The 21,483-nt window shown below is 66.1% G+C and carries 18 protein-coding genes; 10 read left to right on the forward strand and 8 right to left on the reverse strand.

Annotated features, from left to right (window positions below; genetic code table 11):
* Positions 1 to 85 precede the first annotated feature (85 nt).
* From lspA to AC3WQZ_RS12610, 3 genes are all read right to left on the reverse strand, one after another.
* Positions 86 to 613 carry a signal peptidase II gene (lspA, locus tag AC3WQZ_RS12600; RefSeq protein ID WP_010814992.1) on the reverse strand — a complete coding sequence of 176 codons (528 nt, stop codon included), beginning with the start codon at positions 611 to 613 and terminating at the stop codon, positions 86 to 88.
* Positions 613 to 3,507 (reverse strand): isoleucine--tRNA ligase, encoded by a 2,895-nt coding sequence (gene ileS / locus AC3WQZ_RS12605; protein WP_492300649.1) that lies wholly within the window; start codon positions 3,505 to 3,507, stop codon positions 613 to 615. Before ileS ends, lspA begins: the two co-directional genes overlap by 1 nt.
* A gap of 124 nt (positions 3,508 to 3,631) precedes the next feature.
* Positions 3,632 to 4,627 (reverse strand): bifunctional riboflavin kinase/FAD synthetase, encoded by a 996-nt coding sequence (locus AC3WQZ_RS12610; protein ID WP_010814990.1) that lies wholly within the window; start codon positions 4,625 to 4,627, stop codon positions 3,632 to 3,634.
* A gap of 227 nt (positions 4,628 to 4,854) precedes the next feature.
* On the opposite strand from AC3WQZ_RS12610, the gene AC3WQZ_RS12615 reads away from it, so the two are divergent.
* Positions 4,855 to 6,669, forward strand: a complete 1,815-nt coding sequence (locus tag AC3WQZ_RS12615) for a hybrid sensor histidine kinase/response regulator (protein ID WP_010814989.1) — start codon at positions 4,855 to 4,857, stop codon at positions 6,667 to 6,669.
* Between the two features lie 14 nt (positions 6,670 to 6,683).
* On the opposite strand, the gene AC3WQZ_RS12620 is transcribed toward AC3WQZ_RS12615, so the two are convergent.
* The gene (locus AC3WQZ_RS12620; protein ID WP_011615962.1) at positions 6,684 to 7,343 is read right to left on the reverse strand and encodes a response regulator; all 660 of its coding nucleotides are present in this window, start codon (positions 7,341 to 7,343) and stop codon (positions 6,684 to 6,686) included.
* Positions 7,344 to 7,600: 257 nt separating this feature from the next.
* Here AC3WQZ_RS12620 and purN point away from each other — a divergent pair, with 257 nt between their 5' ends.
* From purN to nadC, 6 genes are all read left to right on the forward strand, one after another.
* The gene (purN, locus tag AC3WQZ_RS12625) at positions 7,601 to 8,269 is read left to right on the forward strand and encodes a phosphoribosylglycinamide formyltransferase (RefSeq protein WP_037023529.1); all 669 of its coding nucleotides are present in this window, start codon (positions 7,601 to 7,603) and stop codon (positions 8,267 to 8,269) included.
* Positions 8,266 to 9,666: an RsmB/NOP family class I SAM-dependent RNA methyltransferase gene (locus AC3WQZ_RS12630; RefSeq protein ID WP_010814986.1), complete on the forward strand. Its 1,401-nt coding sequence runs from the start codon at positions 8,266 to 8,268 to the stop codon at positions 9,664 to 9,666. Before purN ends, AC3WQZ_RS12630 begins: the two co-directional genes overlap by 4 nt.
* Before the next feature lie 65 nt (positions 9,667 to 9,731).
* On the forward strand, positions 9,732 to 11,138 hold the full coding sequence (locus tag AC3WQZ_RS12635; RefSeq protein WP_010814985.1) for a mechanosensitive ion channel family protein: 1,407 nt from the start codon (positions 9,732 to 9,734) through the stop codon (positions 11,136 to 11,138).
* Between the two features lie 385 nt (positions 11,139 to 11,523).
* Entirely contained in the window at positions 11,524 to 12,714 is a 1,191-nt protein-coding gene (locus AC3WQZ_RS12640; protein ID WP_010814984.1) for a DesA family fatty acid desaturase, read from the forward strand.
* 127 nt (positions 12,715 to 12,841) lie between these two features.
* Positions 12,842 to 13,996, forward strand: a complete 1,155-nt coding sequence (gene nadA / locus AC3WQZ_RS12645) for a quinolinate synthase NadA (protein ID WP_010814983.1) — start codon at positions 12,842 to 12,844, stop codon at positions 13,994 to 13,996.
* Entirely contained in the window at positions 13,993 to 14,856 is an 864-nt protein-coding gene (gene nadC, locus AC3WQZ_RS12650) for a carboxylating nicotinate-nucleotide diphosphorylase (protein ID WP_439668226.1), read from the forward strand. The genes nadA and nadC overlap by 4 nt, the downstream gene beginning before the upstream one ends.
* Before the next feature lie 73 nt (positions 14,857 to 14,929).
* On the opposite strand, the gene nadB is transcribed toward nadC, so the two are convergent.
* The 4 genes from nadB to radC all read right to left on the reverse strand — a co-directional run bounded on the left by nadB (position 14,930) and on the right by radC (position 18,005).
* The gene (gene nadB, locus AC3WQZ_RS12655) at positions 14,930 to 16,522 is read right to left on the reverse strand and encodes an L-aspartate oxidase (RefSeq protein WP_010814981.1); all 1,593 of its coding nucleotides are present in this window, start codon (positions 16,520 to 16,522) and stop codon (positions 14,930 to 14,932) included.
* Between the two features lie 187 nt (positions 16,523 to 16,709).
* Complete coding sequence (rpmG, locus tag AC3WQZ_RS12660; protein ID WP_010814980.1) at positions 16,710 to 16,880, reverse strand: 50S ribosomal protein L33; 171 nt, start codon at positions 16,878 to 16,880, stop codon at positions 16,710 to 16,712.
* Positions 16,881 to 16,893: 13 nt separating this feature from the next.
* Complete coding sequence (gene rpmB / locus AC3WQZ_RS12665) at positions 16,894 to 17,127, reverse strand: 50S ribosomal protein L28 (RefSeq protein WP_006575661.1); 234 nt, start codon at positions 17,125 to 17,127, stop codon at positions 16,894 to 16,896.
* A 191-nt stretch (positions 17,128 to 17,318) separates the two neighbouring features.
* Positions 17,319 to 18,005, reverse strand: a complete 687-nt coding sequence (radC, locus tag AC3WQZ_RS12670; RefSeq protein ID WP_058697791.1) for a RadC family protein — start codon at positions 18,003 to 18,005, stop codon at positions 17,319 to 17,321.
* Positions 18,006 to 18,111: 106 nt separating this feature from the next.
* Between radC and AC3WQZ_RS12675 the strand changes: the two genes are divergently transcribed.
* The 3 genes from AC3WQZ_RS12675 (at position 18,112) to AC3WQZ_RS12685 (ending at position 21,375) form a co-directional block, all read left to right on the forward strand.
* The gene (locus AC3WQZ_RS12675; protein ID WP_492300652.1) at positions 18,112 to 18,600 is read left to right on the forward strand and encodes an FKBP-type peptidyl-prolyl cis-trans isomerase; all 489 of its coding nucleotides are present in this window, start codon (positions 18,112 to 18,114) and stop codon (positions 18,598 to 18,600) included.
* Positions 18,601 to 18,639: 39 nt separating this feature from the next.
* A complete protein-coding gene (gene ispH / locus AC3WQZ_RS12680; protein WP_010814977.1) occupies positions 18,640 to 19,605 on the forward strand; it encodes a 4-hydroxy-3-methylbut-2-enyl diphosphate reductase in 966 nt (321 codons plus the stop codon).
* Between the two features lie 567 nt (positions 19,606 to 20,172).
* Positions 20,173 to 21,375, forward strand: coding sequence for a branched-chain amino acid ABC transporter substrate-binding protein (locus AC3WQZ_RS12685; RefSeq protein ID WP_010814976.1), 1,203 nt, complete (start codon positions 20,173 to 20,175; stop codon positions 21,373 to 21,375).
* Positions 21,376 to 21,483: the final 108 nt, after the last annotated feature.

Genomic DNA, 21,483 nt, shown 5'->3' on the forward strand with positions numbered 1-21,483 from the left:
CGGTTCTGGTGGCGTGGTGCCTTGCTGAACCGCCCCTCACCCTAGCCTCTCCCCGTGAGGGGAGAGGGGAACACAATCAGGGCGCTCAGTGGCGCCGCACCCTGCGCAGCTCGTCCACGATCAGCAGCACCGCGCCGACCGTGATCGCGCAGTCGGCCACGTTGAAGGCCGGCCAGTGGTAGTTGCGCACATAGAAATCCAGGAAATCGACCACGTGCCCGTAGACCACGCGGTCGATCACGTTGCCGACCGCGCCGCCCAGGATCAGCGACACCGCGAAGCAGAACAGCCGCTGTCCGGTGTGGCGATACAGCAGCCACACGATGAACGCGCCCACCACGATGCCCAGCCCGGTGAAGAACCAGCGCTGCCAGCCGCCGGCATCGGCCAGGAAGCTGAACGCCGCGCCCTTGTTGTAGACCAGCACCAGGTTGAAGAAGCCGGTCACCGGGCGCGATTCACCATAGGTGAAGGTGCGCACGATGACGATCTTGAAGAACTGGTCGAGCACCACCACCAGCAGCGCGAAGGCCATCCACAGCAGCGGGGTGGTGCTGGCGGCCTTGTTGTTGCGGCGTGCCGGGCGCGCGGAACGGGACGTGGTCGATGCCATCAGGCATGGCTCCTGTGTTCACCGGCGCCGAACAGGTTGCTGTCGCAGCGCCCGCAGAGGGTCGGATGGTCCGGGTTGTGGCCGACATCGGCGCGGTAGTGCCAGCAGCGCTCGCACTTGGCATGGGTCGACGGGGTCACGGTGACCAGCAGGTCGCCGGCCTCGGGCGCGTGCGTTACCTTGGCCGATGAGGTCAGCAGCACGAAGCGCAGGTCGTCGCCCAGGCTCTGCAGCGCGTCCAGCACCGGGCCGCCGGCCTGGATGGTCAGTTCGGCCTGCAGCGACGAGCCGATCTCGCCTTCCACGCGCACCGCTTCCAGCTGCTTGGTGACCTCGGCGCGCACTTCGCGCAGCGTGTGCCACTTCTGCAGCAGGTCGTCGGCGCCATCGTCGACTTCCGGTATCGCGTAGTAGGTGCTGGTGAAGATGGTGTCGGTGTGCTCGGTGCCGTGGGCGAAGATCTGCCACGCTTCCTCGGCGGTGAACGACAGGAACGGCGCCATCCAGTGCAGCATCGCCTGGGTGATGTGGTACAGCGCGTTCTGCGCCGCGCGGCGGGCCTTGGAGTCCGGCGCGGTGGTGTACAGGCGGTCCTTCAGCACATCGAGGTAGAACCCGCCCAGGTCCTCGGAGCAGAAGGTCTGCAGCTTGGACACCACCGGGTGGAATTCATACACCTCATAGTGCGACAGCACTTCCTTTTGCAGCTGCGCGGTCAGCGCCACTGCGTAGCGGTCGATCTCCAGCCATTCCGACGCCGGCAGCGCGTGCCTGGCGTGGTCGTAGTCGGACAGGTTGGACAGCAGGAAGCGCAGCGTGTTGCGGATGCGGCGGTAGCCTTCCACCACGCGCTTGAGGATCTCGTCCGAGATCGACAGCTCGCCGGAGTAGTCGGTCGAGGCTACCCACAGGCGGATGATCTCGGCGCCCATCTTGTTCGAGATGTCCTGCGGCGACACGGTGTTGCCGATCGACTTGGACATCTTGCGGCCTTCGCCGTCGACTGTGAAGCCGTGCGTCAGCAGCGCCTTGTAGGGCGGCTTGCCGTACAGCATCGACGCGGTCAGCAGCGACGAGTGGAACCAGCCGCGGTGCTGGTCCGAGCCTTCCAGGTACAGGTCGGCGAGGCGGCCATCGGCTTCATCGGCGGACGGATCGTACAGGTCGTCGCGGTGCGAGCCGCGGATCACGGACCAGTGCGTGGTGCCGGAGTCGAACCACACGTCCAGCGTGTCGCGGTTCTTCTCGTACTGGCTGGCCTCGTCGCCCAGCAGCTCGGCCGGGTCCAGCGTCTGCCAGGCCTCGATGCCATGCTGCTCGACGCGCCTGGCCACTTCTTCCAGCAACTGCGGCGTGCGCGGGTGCAGCGCTCCGGTTTCCTTGTGCAGGAAGAAGGCCATCGGCACGCCCCACTGGCGCTGGCGCGACAGCGTCCAGTCCGGCCGGTTGGCGATCATGTTGTGCAGGCGCTGCTTGCCCCAGGCCGGGAAGAACTCGGTGGCGTCGATGCCGGCCAGCGCGGTCTCGCGCAGGGTGGGGCCGGTCTTGCCGTTCTCGTCGGCCGGGTCCACGTCCATGCCCGCGAACCACTGCGAGGTGGCACGGTAGATGATCGGCGTCTTGTGGCGCCAGCAGTGCATGTAGCTGTGGGTGTACTTGTGCGAATTGAACAGGTTGCCCGAGGCCTGCAGCACCTCGACGATCTTCGGGTTGGCGTCCCAGATCGACAGCCCGCCAAAGAGCGGCAGCGTGCCGGCATAGACGCCGTTGCCCATCACCGGGCTGATGATGTCGGAATCGGCCATGCCGTGCGCCTTGCACGACTGGAAGTCTTCCACGCCGTAGGCCGGCGCCGAGTGCACGATGCCCGAACCGGTGTCGGTGGTGACATAGTCGCCCAGGTAGACCGGCGACAGGCGGTCATAGCCCGCGTCCATCCTGGCCAGCGGGTGGTGGAAGCGGATTTCCGACAATGCCGCGCCGGTGGTGGTGGCCACGACCTTGCCTTCCAGGCCGTAGACCTTGAGCTGCTCCTCGACGCGCTCGGTGGCCAGGATCAGGTAGCCGCGCGGGGTTTCGACCAGCGCGTATTCCACTTCCGGGTGCACGTTCAGCGCCTGGTTGCTCGGGATGGTCCATGGCGTGGTGGTCCAGATCACGATCCAGCCGGGCTTGCCGTCGAGCTGCTCGAAGGGCACCTTGAAGGCGTGTGCCAGCTTGTCGGCTTGCGCGAACGGGAAGCCCACGTCGATCGACAGGTCGACCTTGTCCTTGTATTCGACCTCGGCCTCGGCCAGCGCCGAGCCGCAGTCGAAACACCAGTTCACCGGCTTCAGGCCGCGGAACACATAGCCCTTCTCCATGATCTTGCCGAGTGCGCGCAGTTCATCCGCCTCGTTGCTGTAGTTCATGGTCAGGTAGGGGTGGTCCCAGTCGCCCAGCACGCCCAGGCGTTCGAAATCCACCATCTGGCGCTTGATCTGCTCGGTGGCGTAGGCGCGCGCCTTGGCCTGGACCTCCTGCACCGGCAGGCCCTTGCCGAATTTCTTCTCGATCTGGATCTCGATCGGCATGCCGTGGCAGTCCCAGCCCGGCACGTAGACGGCGTCCAGCCCGGTCAGGCCGCGCGCCTTGATGATCATGTCCTTGAGCACCTTGTTGACGGCGTGGCCGATATGGATGTCGCCGTTGGCATACGGCGGGCCGTCGTGCAGCACGAACTTCTTCGCGCCCTTGCGGGCCGCGCGGATCTTCTTGTAGAGCTGCTTGTCCTGCCACTGCTTGACCCACTGCGGCTCGCGCTTGGGCAGGTCGCCACGCATCGGGAAGGGCGTGTCGAGCAGGTTGACCGGATATTTGCTTTTCTCGGGCTTGGCGCGTTTGTCGTCAGGCATTTCGATTCTCAGGGCAATTCGGGTTGGCGCGCGGGCGGCGGCAGGCCGGCGGGCGCGCGGAAAGACTGGGGCGGCGGCGTGCGTGCCGGGCCCGCGCCACTGGCGTGCGGGCGGGCGCCGGCCGCTACCTAATTCGGTCGGTGGCGGAGGTGGCGAAGTCGCGCCCGCCGCTGCCTTCGGCCGCGCCCGGGGCGGTCAGGCCGAAGAAGGCGCGCGCATCGGCGCTGTCCTTGGCGATGGCGGCGGTGAGCTCGTCCAGGTTGTCGAAGCGCGCTTCGTCGCGCAGCTTCTTCATGAATTCAACCCGCACCAGCTTGCCGTACAGGTTCTCTTTGAAATCGAACAGGTGGACTTCCAGCAGCACCCGGCCGGCGTCCTCGATGGTGGGGCGCACGCCGATGCTGGCCACGCCCGGCAGGGGCTGGTCGGCGATGCCGTGCACCTGCACCACGAAGATGCCGCTGACTGCCGGCCGCTTGTGCGAGATGCGCAGGTTCAGCGTCGGGAAGCCCAGGTCGCGGCCCAGCTTGCGGCCGTGGATCACGTGGCCGCTGATGGCATAGCCGTGGCCGAGCAGGCGCCGGGCATGCTCCAGATCGCCGTCGGCCAGCGCCTGGCGCACGGCAGAGCTGGAGATGCGGATGCCGCCTTCGGACACCGATCCCATCTGCTCGACATCGAAGCCGTAGCGGCGCCCGGCTTCCTGCAGGTAGGTAAAGTCGCCGGCGCGCCTGGCGCCGAAGCGGAAGTCGTCGCCGACCAGCACCCAACGCGCGTGCAGGCCGTGCCACAGCACGTTCTCAACGAACGCCTGCGGCGACTGGGCGGCAAAGTGGGCGTTGAAGTGTTCCACCACCACCCGGTCCACGCCGTTGCGGCGCAGGCTTTCCAGCTTGTCGCGCAGCAGTGCGATGCGGGTGGGGGCCTTGTCCGGGGTGAAGAACTCGCGCGGATGCGGCTCGAAGGTCATCACGCACAGCGGCAGGCCGCGTGCGTCGGCGGCTGCACGCGCACGCGCGAGCAGCGACTGGTGGCCGCGATGCACACCGTCGAAATTGCCGATGGTGAGCGCGCAGGGCGCCCGGCTTTCGGCGTTGGGCAGGCCGCGGAAGACTTTCACGGGGACGGCGGGAAACGTTTCAGGTAAAGCGAGCATTATAAGGCGAATGGGTCCGCTTGCCGCTCCCGCCGCCCGCGGCCGGTGCCGCGCTGCTGTTTTTGTGCCGCAACCGGCCCTCGCGGCATGGCGCAATGCCGCAAAAGGCGGCATGATATGGCCCACTTCGGCTTCACTTCGGCGCTGGCACCTGCTGCCCCCGACATCCGCCCATTCCAAGCCAGCCACACTTGAAAGCGCTGCCCAACCGGTTCTTTTCCCGGCTCCTGCCCCGAGTCCTGCCTCAGGCGACCGCCCAGCTCGACGTCGAGACGCGCGCCAAGCTGATGGCCATCGTGCACAAGAACTCGCCCACGGCGATCGTGGCCTCGGTGCTGCTGCCCGCGCTGACCACGCTGGGATTCTGGAACGACGTGAGCCGCGCGGCCTTGCTCGGCTGGTGCGCGGTGATGCTGCTGCTGACGGTCGGCGGCCTGTGGTTCTATGTCGGCTACCAGCGCGACCATGCCTCGATGAGCCGCTCCGCGCACACGCGCAAGTGGTGGAACAATATGCGCGCGGTTGCCTTCCTGACCGGCGTGACCTGGGGCAGTTCGGCGCTGCTGCATTTGTATACGGGCTCGGCCGTGTTCTCCAGCGTGCTGTACCTGCTGACCCTTGGGGTGCTGGCAGGCGGCGCGGTGTCGCAGGCGCCGGTGCCGTCGAACCTGGTCTATGCCGGCGTGCCGATCCTGGTGCCCAATATCCTGATGGCGGAATTCGCCTTCCCCGGCCATGGCGTCTATGTGCAGGTGCTGCTGGTGATCTATGGTCTGATGCTGTCGCGCCATGCCTTGCACCTGCAGGTCACGCTGGTGCGCGCCATCCAGCTCGAGGGCGACAGCCGCCGCCTGGCCAAGCAGTTCCAGGAGGAAAAGGAGCGCGCGCTGCATGCCAGCGAGGAGAAGTCGCGCTTCCTGGCTGCCGCCAGCCACGACCTGCGCCAGCCGGTGCATGCGCTGGTGATGCTGGTGGAGGCGCTGCGCGCGCGCAACCAGTCGTCGGCGCTGCATCCGCTGGTGGAGCAGGTGGCGGCGGGCACCCAGACCATCGACCTCCTGTTCCGTTCGCTGCTGGACCTGTCCAAGCTGGAAGGGCGCAAGGTGTTGCCGACGCTGGAGCCATGCGAGCTGGGCGCGCTGATTCGCGACGTGATGAGCCAGTTTGCCGCCGATGCGCGCGAAAGCGGCCTGACCCTGACCCCGCGCGTGCCCGACGAGCTCTACGCCATGGCCGAGCCGGTGCTGTTGCGCCGGGCCCTGTTCAACCTGGTGCAGAACGCGCTGCGCTACACCCAGCGCGGCGGTGTGCTGGTGACCGCGCGCCAGCGCCGCAAGCATGTGCGGCTGGAAGTCTGGGATACCGGCGCCGGCGTGACACCCGAGCACCTGCCCGACATCTTTTCGCCGTATTACCAGGTCCATAACCCGCAGCGCGACCCGTCGCAGGGCCTGGGCCTGGGGCTGGCCATCTTCAAGGAATGCGTGCGCCTGATGCGCGGCACCTATGGCGTGCGCTCGGTGCCGGGCAAGGGTTCGGTGTTCTGGTTCGCGCTGGCGACGGTGCCGGCCGAGACCGTGGCCAGCGTGCGCGAGATGCGCGCGATGGCGCAGGCGGAAGAGGCCAAGCCCGACCGCCTGCAGGGCACGGTGCTGGTGGTCGACGACGACAGCCAGATCCGCAAGGCCTGGATCGCGCTGATGGAGGCCTGGGGCATCCGCGTGGCCTGCGCCGCGCACGGCGCCGAGGCCGACAAGCTGTTTGCCAAGGGCCTGCGCCCGGACATCATCTTCTGCGACCTGCGCCTGCCCGGCAGCGAGAACGGACTGGATTTGCTCGAGCGCTGGCAGAACACGCAGCCGCAGGCGCGCAGCGCGCTGCTGACCGGCGACCTGAAATCCGCCGCGCTGGCGGCGGCGGAAGAGGCGGGATATTTCGTGCTGCCCAAGCCGGTGGACCCGGCTTCGCTGCGGCTGCTGCTGCGCCGCTGGCTGCGGCCGGCGTAGGGTACCGGCCTGCGTTACTGGCGCAGGCGGAACCGCTCCATGCGCGACATCACCTGCATGCGCGTGCGCACGCCCAGGCGCTGCAGGATGGCTGACACGTGCTCCTTGACGGTGTTCTCGGTCAGCCCCAGGCGGCGCGCGATCACCTTGTTCGGCAGGCCTTCCAGCACCAGTGCCAGCACCGAGCCCTGGCGCGGCGTCAGGCCGAGCTCGGCCGGCGTGACCGGAATGCCGTGGGCGGGCCCGAACGACTGCGCGCGGCCGTTCAGGGCCTCATCGGTGGGGAAGGAGGTGTCGCCTGCCAGCACCTTGCGCACCGCGGCGGTGAAGGCATTGGCATCAAGGTGCTTGCCGACGAAGCCGCAGGCCGACAGCGCGCGGGCGCGGCCGACGATCTCGGGGGTGGCCTCGGCGGACATGAAGATGAAGCGTGCGCCGGGGATGACGGTCTTGAACGACTGCATGGCATCGAAGCCGGTGCCATCGTTCAGCCAGATATCGAGCAGCACGATATCGGGGCGCAGACCCTGCTGCAGGCTTGTCAGGGCTTCGCGGGCACTGCCGGCGGCATGGACTGCCACATCCGGCATGACTTCGGCGAGGAAAGCCGTAGTGCCTGACAAAGCCATAGGATGATCATCGACCACCAACAACGTCGGTGCAGCGTTCGACATGCGAATTCCCGTTCAAATTCCCGTTTCGTCCTTGTTGTCACCAGCTCTTGGCGAGCACTGTGTCATGCACAGGGTTGGCGCGTGGACGTAGCGCCCACTCTAGCAGAGGGGGCGAAGCGTCACAATCCATCAATCGGGGGTATACGGGCATGCCGTCACATGTTAGAGACATCGCGCCCTGTCCGAATCTCGTGAATTAAGCACGTAATGCGTTGGCTTTACCAGAGTTTAGCGCCTTGCCTTGGTAGAATTGCGCGATGAAAAAAATTGTCATCTTGATTTCCGGACGAGGCTCCAATATGGAAGCCATCGTCCGTGCCTGCGCGGGTGGCGGCTGGCCCGCCCGGGTGGCGGCAGTACTGTCGAACCGGCCGGACGCCGCCGGGCTGCAATTCGCGCAGCAGCATGGCATCGAAACCGGCGTGGTCGACCATCGCCAGCACCCTGACCGTGCCGCTTTTGATGCGGCTTTGGCCGAGGCCATCGACGCCCACGCGCCCGACCTGGTGGTATTGGCCGGTTTCATGCGTATACTCACGCCCGGCTTCGTCGACCGCTATGCGGGCCGGCTGCTGAATATCCATCCGTCGCTGCTGCCATGCTTCCCGGGCCTGAACACCCACAAGCAGGCGCTCGACGCCGGCGTCAAGCTGCATGGCGCCACCGTGCACTTTGTCACCCCAGAACTCGACCATGGCCCGATCGTGATTCAGGCTGCACTTGATGTGCGGCCGGCGGACACGCCCGAGAGCCTGGCCGCGCGCCTGCTCGAATGCGAGCACGTGATCTATCCCCGCGCCGTGCAATGGTTCGTAGAGGACCGCCTGCAACTTCAGGACGGCGTAGTCAACGTTATCAACCCGGCCGAATCGCAATTGCTGATGGCCATCTCCGCCGATACCCCGGCGGGAGGAGTCAAGGCATGAGTCGCACCCAGGCAGGAACCCGATCCCCGCGCAGCGAAGGACATGCCCCCGCGCGCAGCAAGGGCAAGGGCAAGGGCAGCCCCATCCGCAAGTCGCCCAATGCCAACGGTGCCCCGGTCCGCTCGCATGGCGGCCTCCATGCCACCCATATCCAGCATATCGACCGCCTGCTGGGCAAGGTCATGCTGTTTGCGCGCCCGGCCGATGCCGTGGTGAGCTATTACTTCCGCGAGAACAGCAAGCTTGGCCACCGCGAGCGCGGCATCATCGCCGAGGCCATCTACGCGGTGCTGCGCCGGCGCGTCGAGTTTGCCCAGTTTGCCGAAAGCGGCACGGGCGCGACCTCGCGCCGGCTGGCGCTGCTGGGCCTGGCCGCGACCCTGGGCCGCGACACGCTGACGCCGTTCCTGCATCCCGAAGAAGCCGAGTGGCTGGACCGTCTGACCACGATCGAGCGCTCCAGCCTGGCGCCGCGCGTGCGCGCCAACCTGCCCGAGTGGCTGTACGACGAACTGGTGCGCGGCCACGGCGAGGCCTTCGCCGCAGCCCTGGGCGACGCGCTGCTGCGCCCGGCGCCGCTGGACCTGCGCGTCAACCTGGCCAAGACCAGCCGCGAGGCCGCGCTGGCCGAGCTGCACGCCGCCGGCCTGGGCGCCGAGCCGACGCCGATGGCGCCGGCCGGCATCCGCATGGCCGGCAAGCCGGCACTGAACCAGTTGCCGATCTTCGTCAACGGCCTGGTCGAGGTGCAGGACGAGGGCAGCCAGCTGCTGTGCAACCTGGTCGCACCCAGGCGCGGCGAGATGGTGGTCGACTTCTGTGCCGGCGCGGGCGGCAAGACCCTGGCGCTGGGCGCGGCGATGCGCTCGACCGGCCGGCTCTATGCCTTCGACGTATCGGAAAAGCGCCTGGCCAACCTGAAGCCGCGGCTGGCGCGCAGCGGGCTGTCCAACGTCCATCCGGTGCTGATCGACTCCGAGCGCGACGCCAAGATCAAGCGCCTGGCCGGCAAGGCCGACCGCGTGCTGGTCGACGCGCCCTGCAGCGGCCTGGGCACGCTGCGCCGCAACCCCGACCTGAAATGGCGGCAATCGCCGGAGTCGGTGCTGGAACTGACTGCCAAGCAGAGCGCGATTCTGGATTCGGCCGCGCGGCTGGTGAAGGGCGGCGGCCGCGTGGTCTACGCGACCTGCAGCGTGCTGGAAGCCGAAAACGAGCAGATCGTGCGCGACTTCCTGGCTGCGCACCCCAACTTCCGCCTGGTGCCGGCCGCCGAAGTGCTGGCCGAGCAGAAGATCGAAGTGACCGGGCTGCCGGACAACGGCATGTTTGCCCTGTATCCGCACCTGCACCAGACCGACGGCTTCTTTGCCGCGGTGCTGGAACGCACCAGCTGAGCGCCGGTGCCTGCCGGGCCGCCTGCCGATCGCGCGGGCGGCCGCGCCAACCCTGAGTTTCCTCGATGAACGGTGAGACCCTGTCCGACCTGGGTGGCCTGAAAGACCTGAAGGCCTCCCACTCCATGTTCGGCAAGATGCTGGACGACCTGATCCGCGACGCAGGCGGGCCGGGCTTCTTCTGGCAGCTGCTGGTGCTGGCCGGCTGCCTGCTGGTGGCCTGGCCGCTGGCGCGCTTCGTGGTGCGGCGCCTTGAAGCGCGCTACCAAGGCTCAAGCTTCTCCGTGCGCTTTGCCGCCGCCAGCCTCGAGCGCGCCATGTTCCCCCTGGCCGGATGGGTGCTGGTGCTGATCGCCCGCTTTGCGCTGGAGCCGCTGATCCCGATCAGCGTGCTGCGCCTGGCGCTGGTGCCGCTGTTCGGCATCACCTTCCTGAATTCCACCTTCTATGTGCTGCGCCGGGTGATGTCGGGCAGTGGCCAGCTGCATGGCATGCTGCTGCTGGTGGAGAAGGTGCTGACCACGCTGGTGTGGGCCGGCATGGCACTGTACGTGCTGGGCGTGCTGGCGGACGTGGTGGCGTGGATGCAGGGCGTGCGCTTTGCGATCGGCGGCAAGCAGAAGATCAGCCTGGCCGAGACCCTGATGGCGGTGGTCTGGATCCTGCTGACGGTGCTGGTGGCGCTGTGGTTCGGTTCCTGGCTGGAAGAGCGGCTGATGCGCTCGGCCAACCTCGACGGCAACCTGAAGGTGGTGCTGACGCGCATCTCCAAGGCCTTGCTGCTGCTGGTGTCGCTGCTGCTGAGCCTGTCGCTGGTGGGGATCGACCTGACCGTGCTGTCGGTGTTCGGCGGCGCGCTGGGCGTGGGCCTGGGGCTGGGTTTGCAGAAGATCGCCAGCAACTACATCTCCGGCTTCATCATCCTGCTGGACCGCTCGGTCAAGCTGGGCGACCAGATCACGGTGGACAAGTACACCGGCATCGTGTCGCAGATCCGCACCCGCTATACGGTGGTGCGCAACGGCGATGGCGAAACCCTGGTGCCGAACGAGCAGCTGGTGGCGCAGCCGGTGCAGAACCATTCGTTCTCCAACACCAATGTGCGCGTGGCCACCCGGGTGCAGGCAGACTACAACGCCGATCCGGAAACGGTGATCGCGCTGCTGACCGCATGCGTGCGCGACCTGCCGCGCGTGCTGCCCGACCCGGAGCCCGCCGCTTTCCTGGTGCTGTTTGCCGATAGCGGCATCGAGTACGAGGTTGCGGTCTTCGTGGCCGATCCGCAGAACGGCAAGCTGGGGGTGCAGTCGGCGATGAACCGCGCGATCTGGCGCACGCTGCGCGAGCATGGGATTTCCATCCCCTATCCGCAGCGTGAACTCCGCGTGCTGGGCGAGGCACCCTTGCCCGGCAACGATCTGCCCCCATCTAAGACGGTAGCGGATGCAGCGAATGCGGCGAGTGCCGCATAGACCGCAAGATGGGCGCAGCATGCGCCACCCACGGAACGAAAACTGTGGCGCTCCGTCCAAATCCGGGAAATAGCGTATGCTTGCGCGTCGCGCGATCCGGTAGAATGCCGGGTTGTCGCGGGTTGCAGCTTCAGGTTGCAGCGCACGCTCCCACATCAGACAGCCGCCAGATTGCAGCGGCTCGTACCTTGTCCCGCCAGCGCAGGCCATCCCGGCGCCGGCGCGAGACTCGTGTGCCTGGGAGCCCGGTATGACTTCGGGTCCCGTGGCAGGCGCCAGAAAGCTATCGCAATCACTTGGATTCGCAGCCTTTTTTCTGCGCGTTGCGTGCACCGGCCCCGCCGGGCTGCACGGGAAAGTCCCTGTTTAACCGACGGAGAACAGTTTGTTCGACACTATTCTTGACTGGGCCGCCAACGGCCTTGCCAACTGGACCTGGTGGGAGATCGTCATCTACACGCTCGTGATGACGCATATCACGATCGCCAGTGTCACCATTTTCCTGCACCGCTGCATGGCGCACCGGTCGCTGGATCTGCACCCGATCGCCCAGCATTTCTTCCGCTTCTGGCTCTGGCTGACCACGGGCATGGTCACGCGCGAGTGGACCGCCATCCACCGCAAGCACCACGCCAAGTGCGAAACCGAAGAAGATCCGCACAGCCCGCAGACCCGCGGCATCCGCAAGGTGCTGCTGGAGGGAGCGGAGCTGTATCGTGCCGAATCCAAGAACAAGGAAACCATCGCCAAGTTTGGCCATGGCTGCCCCAATGACTGGATCGAGCGCAACGTGTACTCGCGCTTCGGCTGGCAGGGTGTCGGCCTGATGCTGATCATCGACCTCGCGCTGTTCGGCGTGATCGGCATGACCGTTTGGGCCGTGCAGATGCTGTGGATCCCGATCCATGCCGCCGGCATCATCAATGGCCTGGGCCACTGGTGGGGCTATCGCAACTACGATTGCGAGGACGCCTCGACCAACGTGTCGCCGTGGGGCCTGATCATTGGTGGCGAAGAGCTGCACAACAACCACCACACGTACCCGACCTCGGCCAAGTTCTCGATCAAGTGGTATGAGTTCGATGTGGGCTGGGGCTATATCCGCGCGATGCAGGCAGTCGGCCTGGCCAAGGTCAAGAAGACTCCGCCCAAGGCACGCCTGGTGGAAGCCCGCCCGGTTGACCACAACACGCTGGAAGCGATCATCGCCAACCGCTATGACGTGATGGCGCGCTATGCCAAGGCCGTCAAGGGCGCGTTCCGCCAGGAACTGGAAAAGCTCAAGGAAGGCCGCGTGGCCGAGTACCGCAGCTTCAAGCCCGCCAGCAAGTGGTTCCACCGCGAGGAAACCAAGCTGGCCGCGCCGCAGCGCGAACAGCTGGCAAGCATCGTTGAACAGAACAAGGCGCTGCAGACCTTCGTCGAAATGCGCCGTGAACTGGCCGCCATCTGGGGCCGTTCCAACCTGACGCGCGAGCAGCTGCTGCAGCAGCTGCAGGCCTGGTGCCATCGTGCCGAGGCCAGCGGCATCCAGGCGCTGCAAGATTTCTCGCTGCGCCTGCGCCGCTACGCCTGATACAATCCGGCCGCGCCGTATGGTTTGACAAAGCCCCGCCCATGGCGGGGCTTTTGTTTTAGATAAACTCCCCAATATTCTGGCCGGGCCGCATCCTTGCTGGCGAAGGTCTAGAGGAGTACCGGAGATGACCCCACAATCGATCAAGACCGTCGAGTTCGAAAAGCCGAACCTGGCGGATGCCGAAAACGCCACTGGCAGCAGCTGCGTGGCCCATGCCTGGGCCAAGGTGCCGCCGGTGCTGACACCCGACGAGCGCCAGTCCCTGAAGACGCGTATTCGCCGCCTGCTCAAGGAACGCAATGCGGTGCTGGTGGCGCACTATTACGTCGACGCCGACCTGCAGGACCTGGCCGAGGAAACTGGCGGCTGTGTCTCCGACTCCCTGGAAATGGCCCGCTTCGGCCGCGACCACGAGGCCCGGACCCTGGTGGTGGCGGGCGTGCGCTTCATGGGCGAGACCGCCAAGATCCTGAGCCCCGAGAAGACCGTGCTGATGCCGGACCTGGACGCGACCTGCTCGCTCGACCTGGGTTGCCCGGCCGATGAGTTCGCCGCCTTCTGCGATGCGCACCCGGACCGCACCGTGGTGGTCTACGCCAACACCAGCGCCGCCGTGAAGGCGCGCGCGGACTGGATGGTGACCTCCAGCATCGGCCTGAAGATCGTCGAGCACCTGCATGCGCAGGGCAAGAAGATCCTGTGGGCGCCGGACAAGCACCTGGGCAGCTATATCCAGAAGCAGACCGGTGCCGACATGCTGCTGTGGCAGGGCTCGTGCCTGGTGCACGACGAGTTCAAGGGCATCGAGCTGGACCTGCTGCGCCGCGAATTCCCCAACGCCAAGATCCTGGTGCACCCTGAGTCGCCGGAAAACGTGGTGGCACAGGCCGATGTGGTCGGCTCGACCTCGCAGCTGATCGAGGCCGCACAGAAGCTGGACGCGACCGAGTTCATCGTCGCCACCGACAACGGCATCCTGCACAAGATGCGCATGGCGGCGCCCGGCAAGCACTTCATTGAAGCACCCACGGCCGGCAACAGCGCGACCTGCAAGAGCTGCGCGCACTGCCCGTGGATGGCCATGAACGCGCTCACCAACCTGGCCGAGGTGCTGGAAACCGGCCGCAACGAGATCCATGTCGACCCGGTGATCGGGCGCCAGGCGGTGACCTGCATCAACCGCATGCTGGACTTCGCCGCCGCGCAGAAGCGCAATGTGCGTCCGTCGGCAGACCTGGCCAAGGAACAGGCGCTGTTCAAGGGGATTGGCCCGGCATGAGCGTGAATTCGATTTTCGACAGCTACGGTCCGGCGCTGCAGGCAGCGCTGCAAGCCAATGTGCAGGCCGCCATTGACGAGGATGTCGGCAGCGGCGACCTGACCGGCCTGCTGGTGCCTGCGGCCAAGGCGGCACGCGCGCGCGTGATCGTGCGCGAGTCCGCAGTGCTGTGCGGCCAGCCGTGGTTCGATGCCTGCATGCGCGCGGTCGACCCGGCGCTCGAGGTGCACTGGCTGCAGCAGGAAGGTGCCCGCATGGCGCACGATTCGGTGGTCTGCGAGATCACCGGCCCGGCGCGCTCGCTGCTGACGGCGGAGCGCCCGTCGCTGAATTTCCTGCAGCTGCTGTCGGGCGTGGCCACCGCCACGCGCCGCTATGCCGACCTGATCGCCGGCACCCGCGCGCGCGTGCTGGATACGCGCAAGACGCTGCCGGGCCTGCGCCTGGCGCAGAAGTACGCGGTCCGCATCGGCGGCGGCGAGAACCAGCGGCTGGCGCTGTACGACGGCATCCTGATCAAGGAAAACCATATCGCCGCGGCTGGCAGCATCAGCGCGGCCATGCAGGCGGCGCTGGCGCTCGATACCAGGGCGTCGGTGCAGATCGAGGTGGAAACGCTGGCCGAACTGGAAGAAGCGCTTGCGGCCGGTGCGAAGTCGGTGCTGATCGATAACTTCACCGTGCCGATGATGCAGGATGCGGTCAGGATCAATCGGGGCAGGGCGCTGCTGGAGGTGTCGGGCGGCGTCAATGCCGATACTATCCGCACCTTTGCCGAAACCGGCGTGGACCGGATCTCGGTTGGTGCGCTGACCAAGGACGTGCGGGCGACGGACTATTCGCTGCGGATCATCGGCTGACGCTTCGCGCGATACCGGAAAAACGGGGTGGGGCCTTGCGGCGCCACCCCGTTTTGCTTTGCCTGGCCGGCCGTCAGCGCTTCCTTGTGGCTGGCGGCTGAATCACCGTCGGCAGCGCCTTGGGCAGGGTATCCGGATAGTCCCGGCTGAAGTGCAGGCCCCGGCTTTCGTGGCGCGAATAGGCGCTGTCCACGATCAGCGAGGCCACTTCGACCAGGTTGCGCAGCTCCAGCAGGTCGCTGGTGACGCGGAAGTTGGCGTAGTACTCAGCGATTTCCTCGCGCAGCAGGCCGATGCGGTGCTGGGCGCGCTCCAGCCGCTTGCTGGTGCGCACGATGCCGACGTAGTTCCACATCATGCGGCGCAGCTCGTCCCAGTTGTGCGACACCACCACTTCCTCGTCGGCATCGGAGACGCGGCTTTCATCCCAGGCCGGCAGCGTGATGTCAGGCAGCCCGGCCTTGTCCTTGGAAGCGATGTCCTCGGCCGCGGCGCGGCCGATCACCATGCATTCGAGCAGCGAGTTGGAGGCCAGCCGGTTGGCGCCATGCAGGCCGGTGCAGGCGGTTTCGCCCACGGCGTACAGATTGCCGATATCGGTGCGCCCGGAGGTGTCGGTGACCACGCCGCCGCAGGTGTAGTGGGCGGCCGGCACCACGGGAATCGGCTCGCGCGTGATGTCGATGCCGAGCTCCAGGCAGCGCGCGTGGATGGTCGGGAAGTGTTCTTTCAGGAAGGATTCGGGCTGGTGGCTGATATCCAGGTAGACGCAGTCCAGGCCGCGCTTCTTCATCTCGAAGTCGATCGCGCGCGCCACCACGTCGCGCGGCGCCAGTTCGGCGCGCGCATCGTGTTCGGGCATGAAGCGGGTGCCATCGGGCAGCTTGAGCAGGCCGCCTTCGCCGCGCACCGCTTCGGAGATCAGGAAGGACTTGGCGTAGGGGTGGTACAGGCAGGTCGGGTGGAACTGGATGAACTCCATGTTCGAAACCCGGCAGCCCGCGCGCCAGGCCATGGCGATGCCGTCGCCGGTGGCCGTATCCGGGTTGGTGGTGTACAGGTAGACCTTGCCGGCACCGCCCGCGGCCAGCACGGTGTGCGTGGCGGTGAGGGTGCGCACCGCGCCGGTGCTGTCGTCCAGTACGTACAGGCCGTAGCAGCGGTTGCCCGGCAGCCCCAGCTTGCGCGAGGTGATCAGGTCGATTGCGAAGTGGTCTTCCAGGATGGTGATGTTCGGGTGCTGCATGGCCTGCTGCAGCAGCGTGCTGACCACGGCATGGCCGGTGGCGTCGGCGGCGTGGATGATGCGCCGGCGGCTGTGGCCGCCTTCGCGCGTCAGGTGGAAGCCCAGTTCGGCCTGTTCGTCGCGCGTGAACGGCACGCCGCGGTCGATCAGCCACTGGATGGCCTCGCGCCCATGCTCCACGATGAAGCGCGTGGCCTCTTCGTCGCACAACCCCGCACCGGCGACGAGCGTGTCCTGCGTATGCTCGTCATGGCTGTCGCCGGAATCCAGCACGGCGGCAATACCGCCCTGCGCCCAGTCGCTGGCGCCCTGGGTCATGGCGCGCTTGCTGAGGATGGCCACCCGGTGGGTGTCGGCCAGTTGCAGCGCGACCGTAAGGCCGGCCAGGCCGCTGCCGACGATGGCGACGTCGAAATTCATGGTGCGGAGTGCGCTGGGGGGCGCCAGGCAAAAAGGAGGAAACGGGAAAGTCTACACCTGAAGCGCCATCCCGCGCATCAGCGCGTCGCGTGGGGGTGGGCGCTTATCGCCCCGCAGGCCTGCGCGGCGCGCAGGCAACAAAAAGCCCCGCGGCATGGCGGGGCTTTCTGGCGGGAACCGGGATCAATTACTTGATCTTGGTTTCCTTGTAAGCGACGTGCTTGCGGGCGACGGGATCGAACTTCATGATCTCCATCTTTTCCGGCATGGTGCGCTTGTTCTTGGTGGTCGTGTAGAAATGACCCGTACCTGCGGTCGATTCCAGCTTGATCTTGTCGCGGCCGCCCTTGCTTGCCATGATGTGCTCCTAATTAGACTTCGCCGCGTGCGCGCAGGTCGGCGAGCACGGAGTCGATGCCTTTCTTGTCGATCAGGCGCAGGCCGGCGTTCGAGACGCGCAGGCTCACCCAGCGGTTTTCGGATTCAACGAAGAAACGACGATTCTGCAGGTTGGGCAGAAAACGGCGCTTGGTCTTGTTGTTTGCGTGGGAAACGTTGTTGCCGACCATCGGCGCTTTCCCGGTCACTTGACAGACGCGTGCCATGAAGCACTCCTAAATCTTCTATTCGTGGACAATGTTCGCAACAGATCAACAAAAGGCGCGCGGGCCCGGACTGCAGCGGTTGAGACTTCAGCAAAACGGGCATTATAGACCGGATTCCCTCGCCGAATCAATGCCTTCTGTGCTTTGGCGTTATCCGGTGTTGCTGCGCTGTATGTGCCGTGGCGTTGGCGTCACAGCCCGGGCAGGCGGTCGCAGCAGTCGGCCAGCGAGCGGATTTCCTGGCCGGCCACGATGAAATGGTCGAGCAGCCGCACGTCGATCAGATCGAGGGTGCGCGCCAGTTCGTGGGTCAGGCGGATGTCGCTGTGGCTCGGCGCGGTGGTGCCGCGCGGGTGGTTGTGCGCCACGATGATGCCGGCCGCATTATGCACGAGCGCCTGGCGCGCCACCTCGCGCGGGTAGACGGCGGTGCGCGTCAGCGTGCCGCGGAACATTTCTTCACTGGCCACCATGCGGTTGCGCGGATCCAGGAACAGGCACAGGAAGACCTCGTGCGGCAGCGGCGCCAGCGTCAGGCGCAGGTAGTTGCGCACCGCCGCCGGGCCGTCGAAGCCGGTGGGCAGGCGCAGCGATTCGGCCAGCGCACGCCGTGCCAGCTCCGGAATGGCCTGCAGTTGGGCATACTTGGTTTCGCCCATGCCCCGGACGCTTGTCAGTGCGCGCCCCTCGGCCGCGAACAGGGCTGTCAGCGAGCCGAAGCGGTGCAATAGCTCGCGTGCGAGGTCCACGGCACTTTTGCCGGCAGCGCCCACGCGCAGCAGGATGGCCAGCAGCTCGGCGTCTGACAGGGCGGCGGCGCCGCTTTCCATCAGTTTCTCGCGGGGCCGCTCGCAGGCGGGCCAGTTGGCAATGGTCATGAGCACTCCAGGGTAGTCACGCCGTGATGAGGGTGAGGCCGGGTCCGGGGGCGGCGGGCAATGGGCCAGTCGAATACAATACGGGTTGTTGACCGGTTGATCACCCATGAATTTGCAAACTTTCGCGTCGGAAACCGACGGCGGCACGGCTGGCCGCAAGACTGTCCAGGCCGACTCTTTCCTGACCCTGCACTACAGCATCGCGCTCGAGAACGGCACCGAGGTCGTCAGCACGTTCGAGGAGAAGCCCGCCACGCTGCTGCTCGGCCAGGGCCAGTTCGCGCCGACGCTGGAGCAGGCGCTGCTCGGCATGCCCGAAGGCAAGCGCATGACCTACCGGCTGGCGCCGGAGCAGGCCTTTGGCCCGCGCAACCCCGAGCTGCTGCAGTGGGTGTCGCTGGCCACGTTGCGCGAGAACAGTTCCTTCGAAGAGGACTACAGCCCGGGCGACCTGGTGGAGTTCAACGCGCCCGGCGGCGGCAAGTACGCCGGTGTGCTCAAGGAGTTCGGCGAGACCGCCGCGCTCTTTGACTTCAACCATCCGCTGGCCGGGCAGACCATCCTGTTCGACGTGCAGCTGATCGGCATTCTCTGAGCGCGCCGCACGTGTGCCGAACCATCCTGATACCGCAGCATGCCTGACCTGACTCCCGCACCCGACGCAGAAATCCTGATGGCGCAGCCGCGCGGCTTCTGCGCCGGCGTGGACCGTGCCATCGAGATCGTCGAGCGTGCGCTCGAGCGCTTCGGCGCGCCCATCTACGTGCGCCACGAGATCGTCCACAACGCCTATGTGGTGGCCGGCCTGCGCCGCAAGGGCGCGGTGTTCGTGCGCGAGCTCGACGAGGTGCCCGCGGGCGCCACCGTCATCTTCAGCGCCCATGGCGTGTCGCGCGAAGTGCGTGCCGACGCCGCCGCGCGCGGGCTGCACGTGTTCGATGCCACCTGCCCGCTGGTGACCAAGGTGCATGTCGAGGTGAGCAAGATGCGCGCCGAGGGCTGCGAGATCGTGATGATCGGGCATCGCGGCCATCCGGAAGTGGAGGGCACCATGGGCCAGGCCAGCAGCGGCATGCTGCTGGTGGAGTCGGTGGCCGACGTCGCCACGCTGCAGGTTACCGACCCGTCGCGGCTTGCCTACGTGACCCAGACCACGCTGTCGGTGGATGAGACCCGCGAGATCGTGGCCGCGCTCAAGGCGCGCTTTCCGCAAATCCGCGAGCCCAAGAAGCAGGACATCTGCTATGCCACGCAGAACCGCCAGGACGCGGTGAAGTTCATGGCGCCGCAGGTGGAGGTGGTGATCGTGGTGGGCAGCCCCAACAGCTCCAACTCCAACCGCCTGCGCGAGCTGGCCGAGCGCCTGGGCGTGCCGGCCTATATGGTGGACGCCCCCGAGCAGGTGCGCCCCGAATGGATCGCCGGCAAGCGCCGCATCGGCCTGACCGCCGGCGCTTCGGCGCCCGAGGCGCTAGCCCAGTCCATCGTCGAGCGCCTGCGTGAGCTTGGCGCGAGCCAGGTGCGCCCGCTTGACGGCATCGAAGAGAACATGGCCTTCCCGCTGCCGCGTGGGCTGCTGCCGGCCAGCGCCGCCGCCTGACCCGGTGCGGGCCGTGCCCGCCTGCCAGCCCCGCCTTGAACAAGGGCGCCGCTTGATGCGGCGCCCTTTGTCTTTGGTACGCCCGATTTGCAGCCGGCCGGCGCGAATAATGCACGGCGATGGTGCAGGTAATACATGGCTGTCCTGCTGATCAGACAAATCAGGGTAATCCCCCGGTTTGGGGTTTTCCCTATTATGGTGCGGCGCTACATTCTGCACATTAGAGAACGGTGCAGCTGAATTTAAATGAAACACCTAATTAATAAAGGCGCATTATAGGTGGTGCCGGCGATGCTTATCCGCGCCACCGGGCGGCGCAGGCACGATTCTTGTAAGTAGGTGAGGCGGCCGCGTCATGTGAGTGGGAATTGCCGCAATCTGTGCATTGGGGAAATTCCCTAGCTCATTTGACCGGTAAATGGTTAAGGATGTTGCGTCGCGTATTGCATCGACTAAGAAAGGGGATACAATGCGCGCGTTTCAAATTGAAACTAAACAAAGGCGGTCCAGGGAAACGTCCGGGAGGCGTTGAAAATCCCTGTCTTCGTGAATCCTAGGAGATCACTCATGCAAATCACGTTTGCCAAGATTCTGCCGATTGCGGCCGCAGTGGCGCTGGTAGCCGCTTGCGGCAAGAAGGAAGAGAAGCCGGCTGATGCGGCGCCTTCGGCGCCGGCGGCAGCCGCTCCTGCAGCGGGCGGCGGTGAAGTCGTCGTCAAGATCGGCCACGCGGCCCCGCTGACCGGCGGCATCGCGCACCTTGGCAAGGACAACGAAAACGGCGCCCGCCTGGCCGTGGAAGAAGTCAACAAGACCGGCCTGGAGATCGGTGGCAAGAAGATCAAGCTGGAACTGGTTGGCGAAGACGATGCCGCCGACCCCAAGACGGGCACCTCCGTGGCGCAGAAGCTGGTCGACGCCAAGGTGGTGGCCGTGGTCGGCCACCTGAACTCGGGCACGTCGATCCCGGCCTCCAAGATCTATAGCGATGCCGGCATCGTGCAGATCTCGCCCTCGTCCACCAACCCGGACTACACCAAGCAGGGCTTCAAGACCACCTACCGCGTGGTGGCCACCGATGCCCAGCAGGGCCCGGCACTGGCCAACTATGCCAGCAAGACGCTCCATGCCAAGAGCGTGGCGATCGTCGACGACGCCACCGCCTACGGCAAGGGCCTGGCCGACGAGTTCGAGAAGACCGCCAAGGCGGCCGGCGTGAACGTGGTGGCGCGCGAGGCCACCAACGACAAGGCCACCGACTTCAAGGCCATTCTCACCAAGATCAAGGGCAAGAAGCCTGACGTGATCATGTACGGCGGCATGGACGCCACCGGCGGCCCGTTCGCCAAGCAGGCCAAGGAACTGGGCATCGGTGCCAAGATCGTCGGCGGCGACGGCGTCTGTACCGACAAGGTGGCCGAACTGGCGGGCGACGCCGTGACCAACATCATCTGCTCCGAGGCCGGCCTGGCCCTGTCGAAGATGGAGCAGGGCGCGGACTTCTCCAAGCGCTACCAGGCTCGCTTCAACGCCCCGGTGCAGATCTATGCACCGTTCACGTATGACGCCGTGATGGTCGTCGTCGACGCCATGAAGCGCGCCAACTCGACCGAACCGGCTGCCATCCTGGCCGAAATGCCCAAGACCAACTACAAGGGCGTGATCGGCAATATCGCCTTCGACGAGAAGGGCGACATGAAGGAAGGCACCATCACGCTGTACGAGTACAAGGACAAGAAGAAGTCCGTCCTCGACGTCGTGAAGATGTAATCTGGGCTTACCGGCCCATCCGAACGGCACCGTGAGTATTTTGCGGTGCCGTTCTTTTTAGCCTCGCCTAATGTAGAAGCATCCTTACCATGGATGGAGCAGGGCAGG

The organism is Cupriavidus sp. FW305-26 (assembly GCF_058787975.1).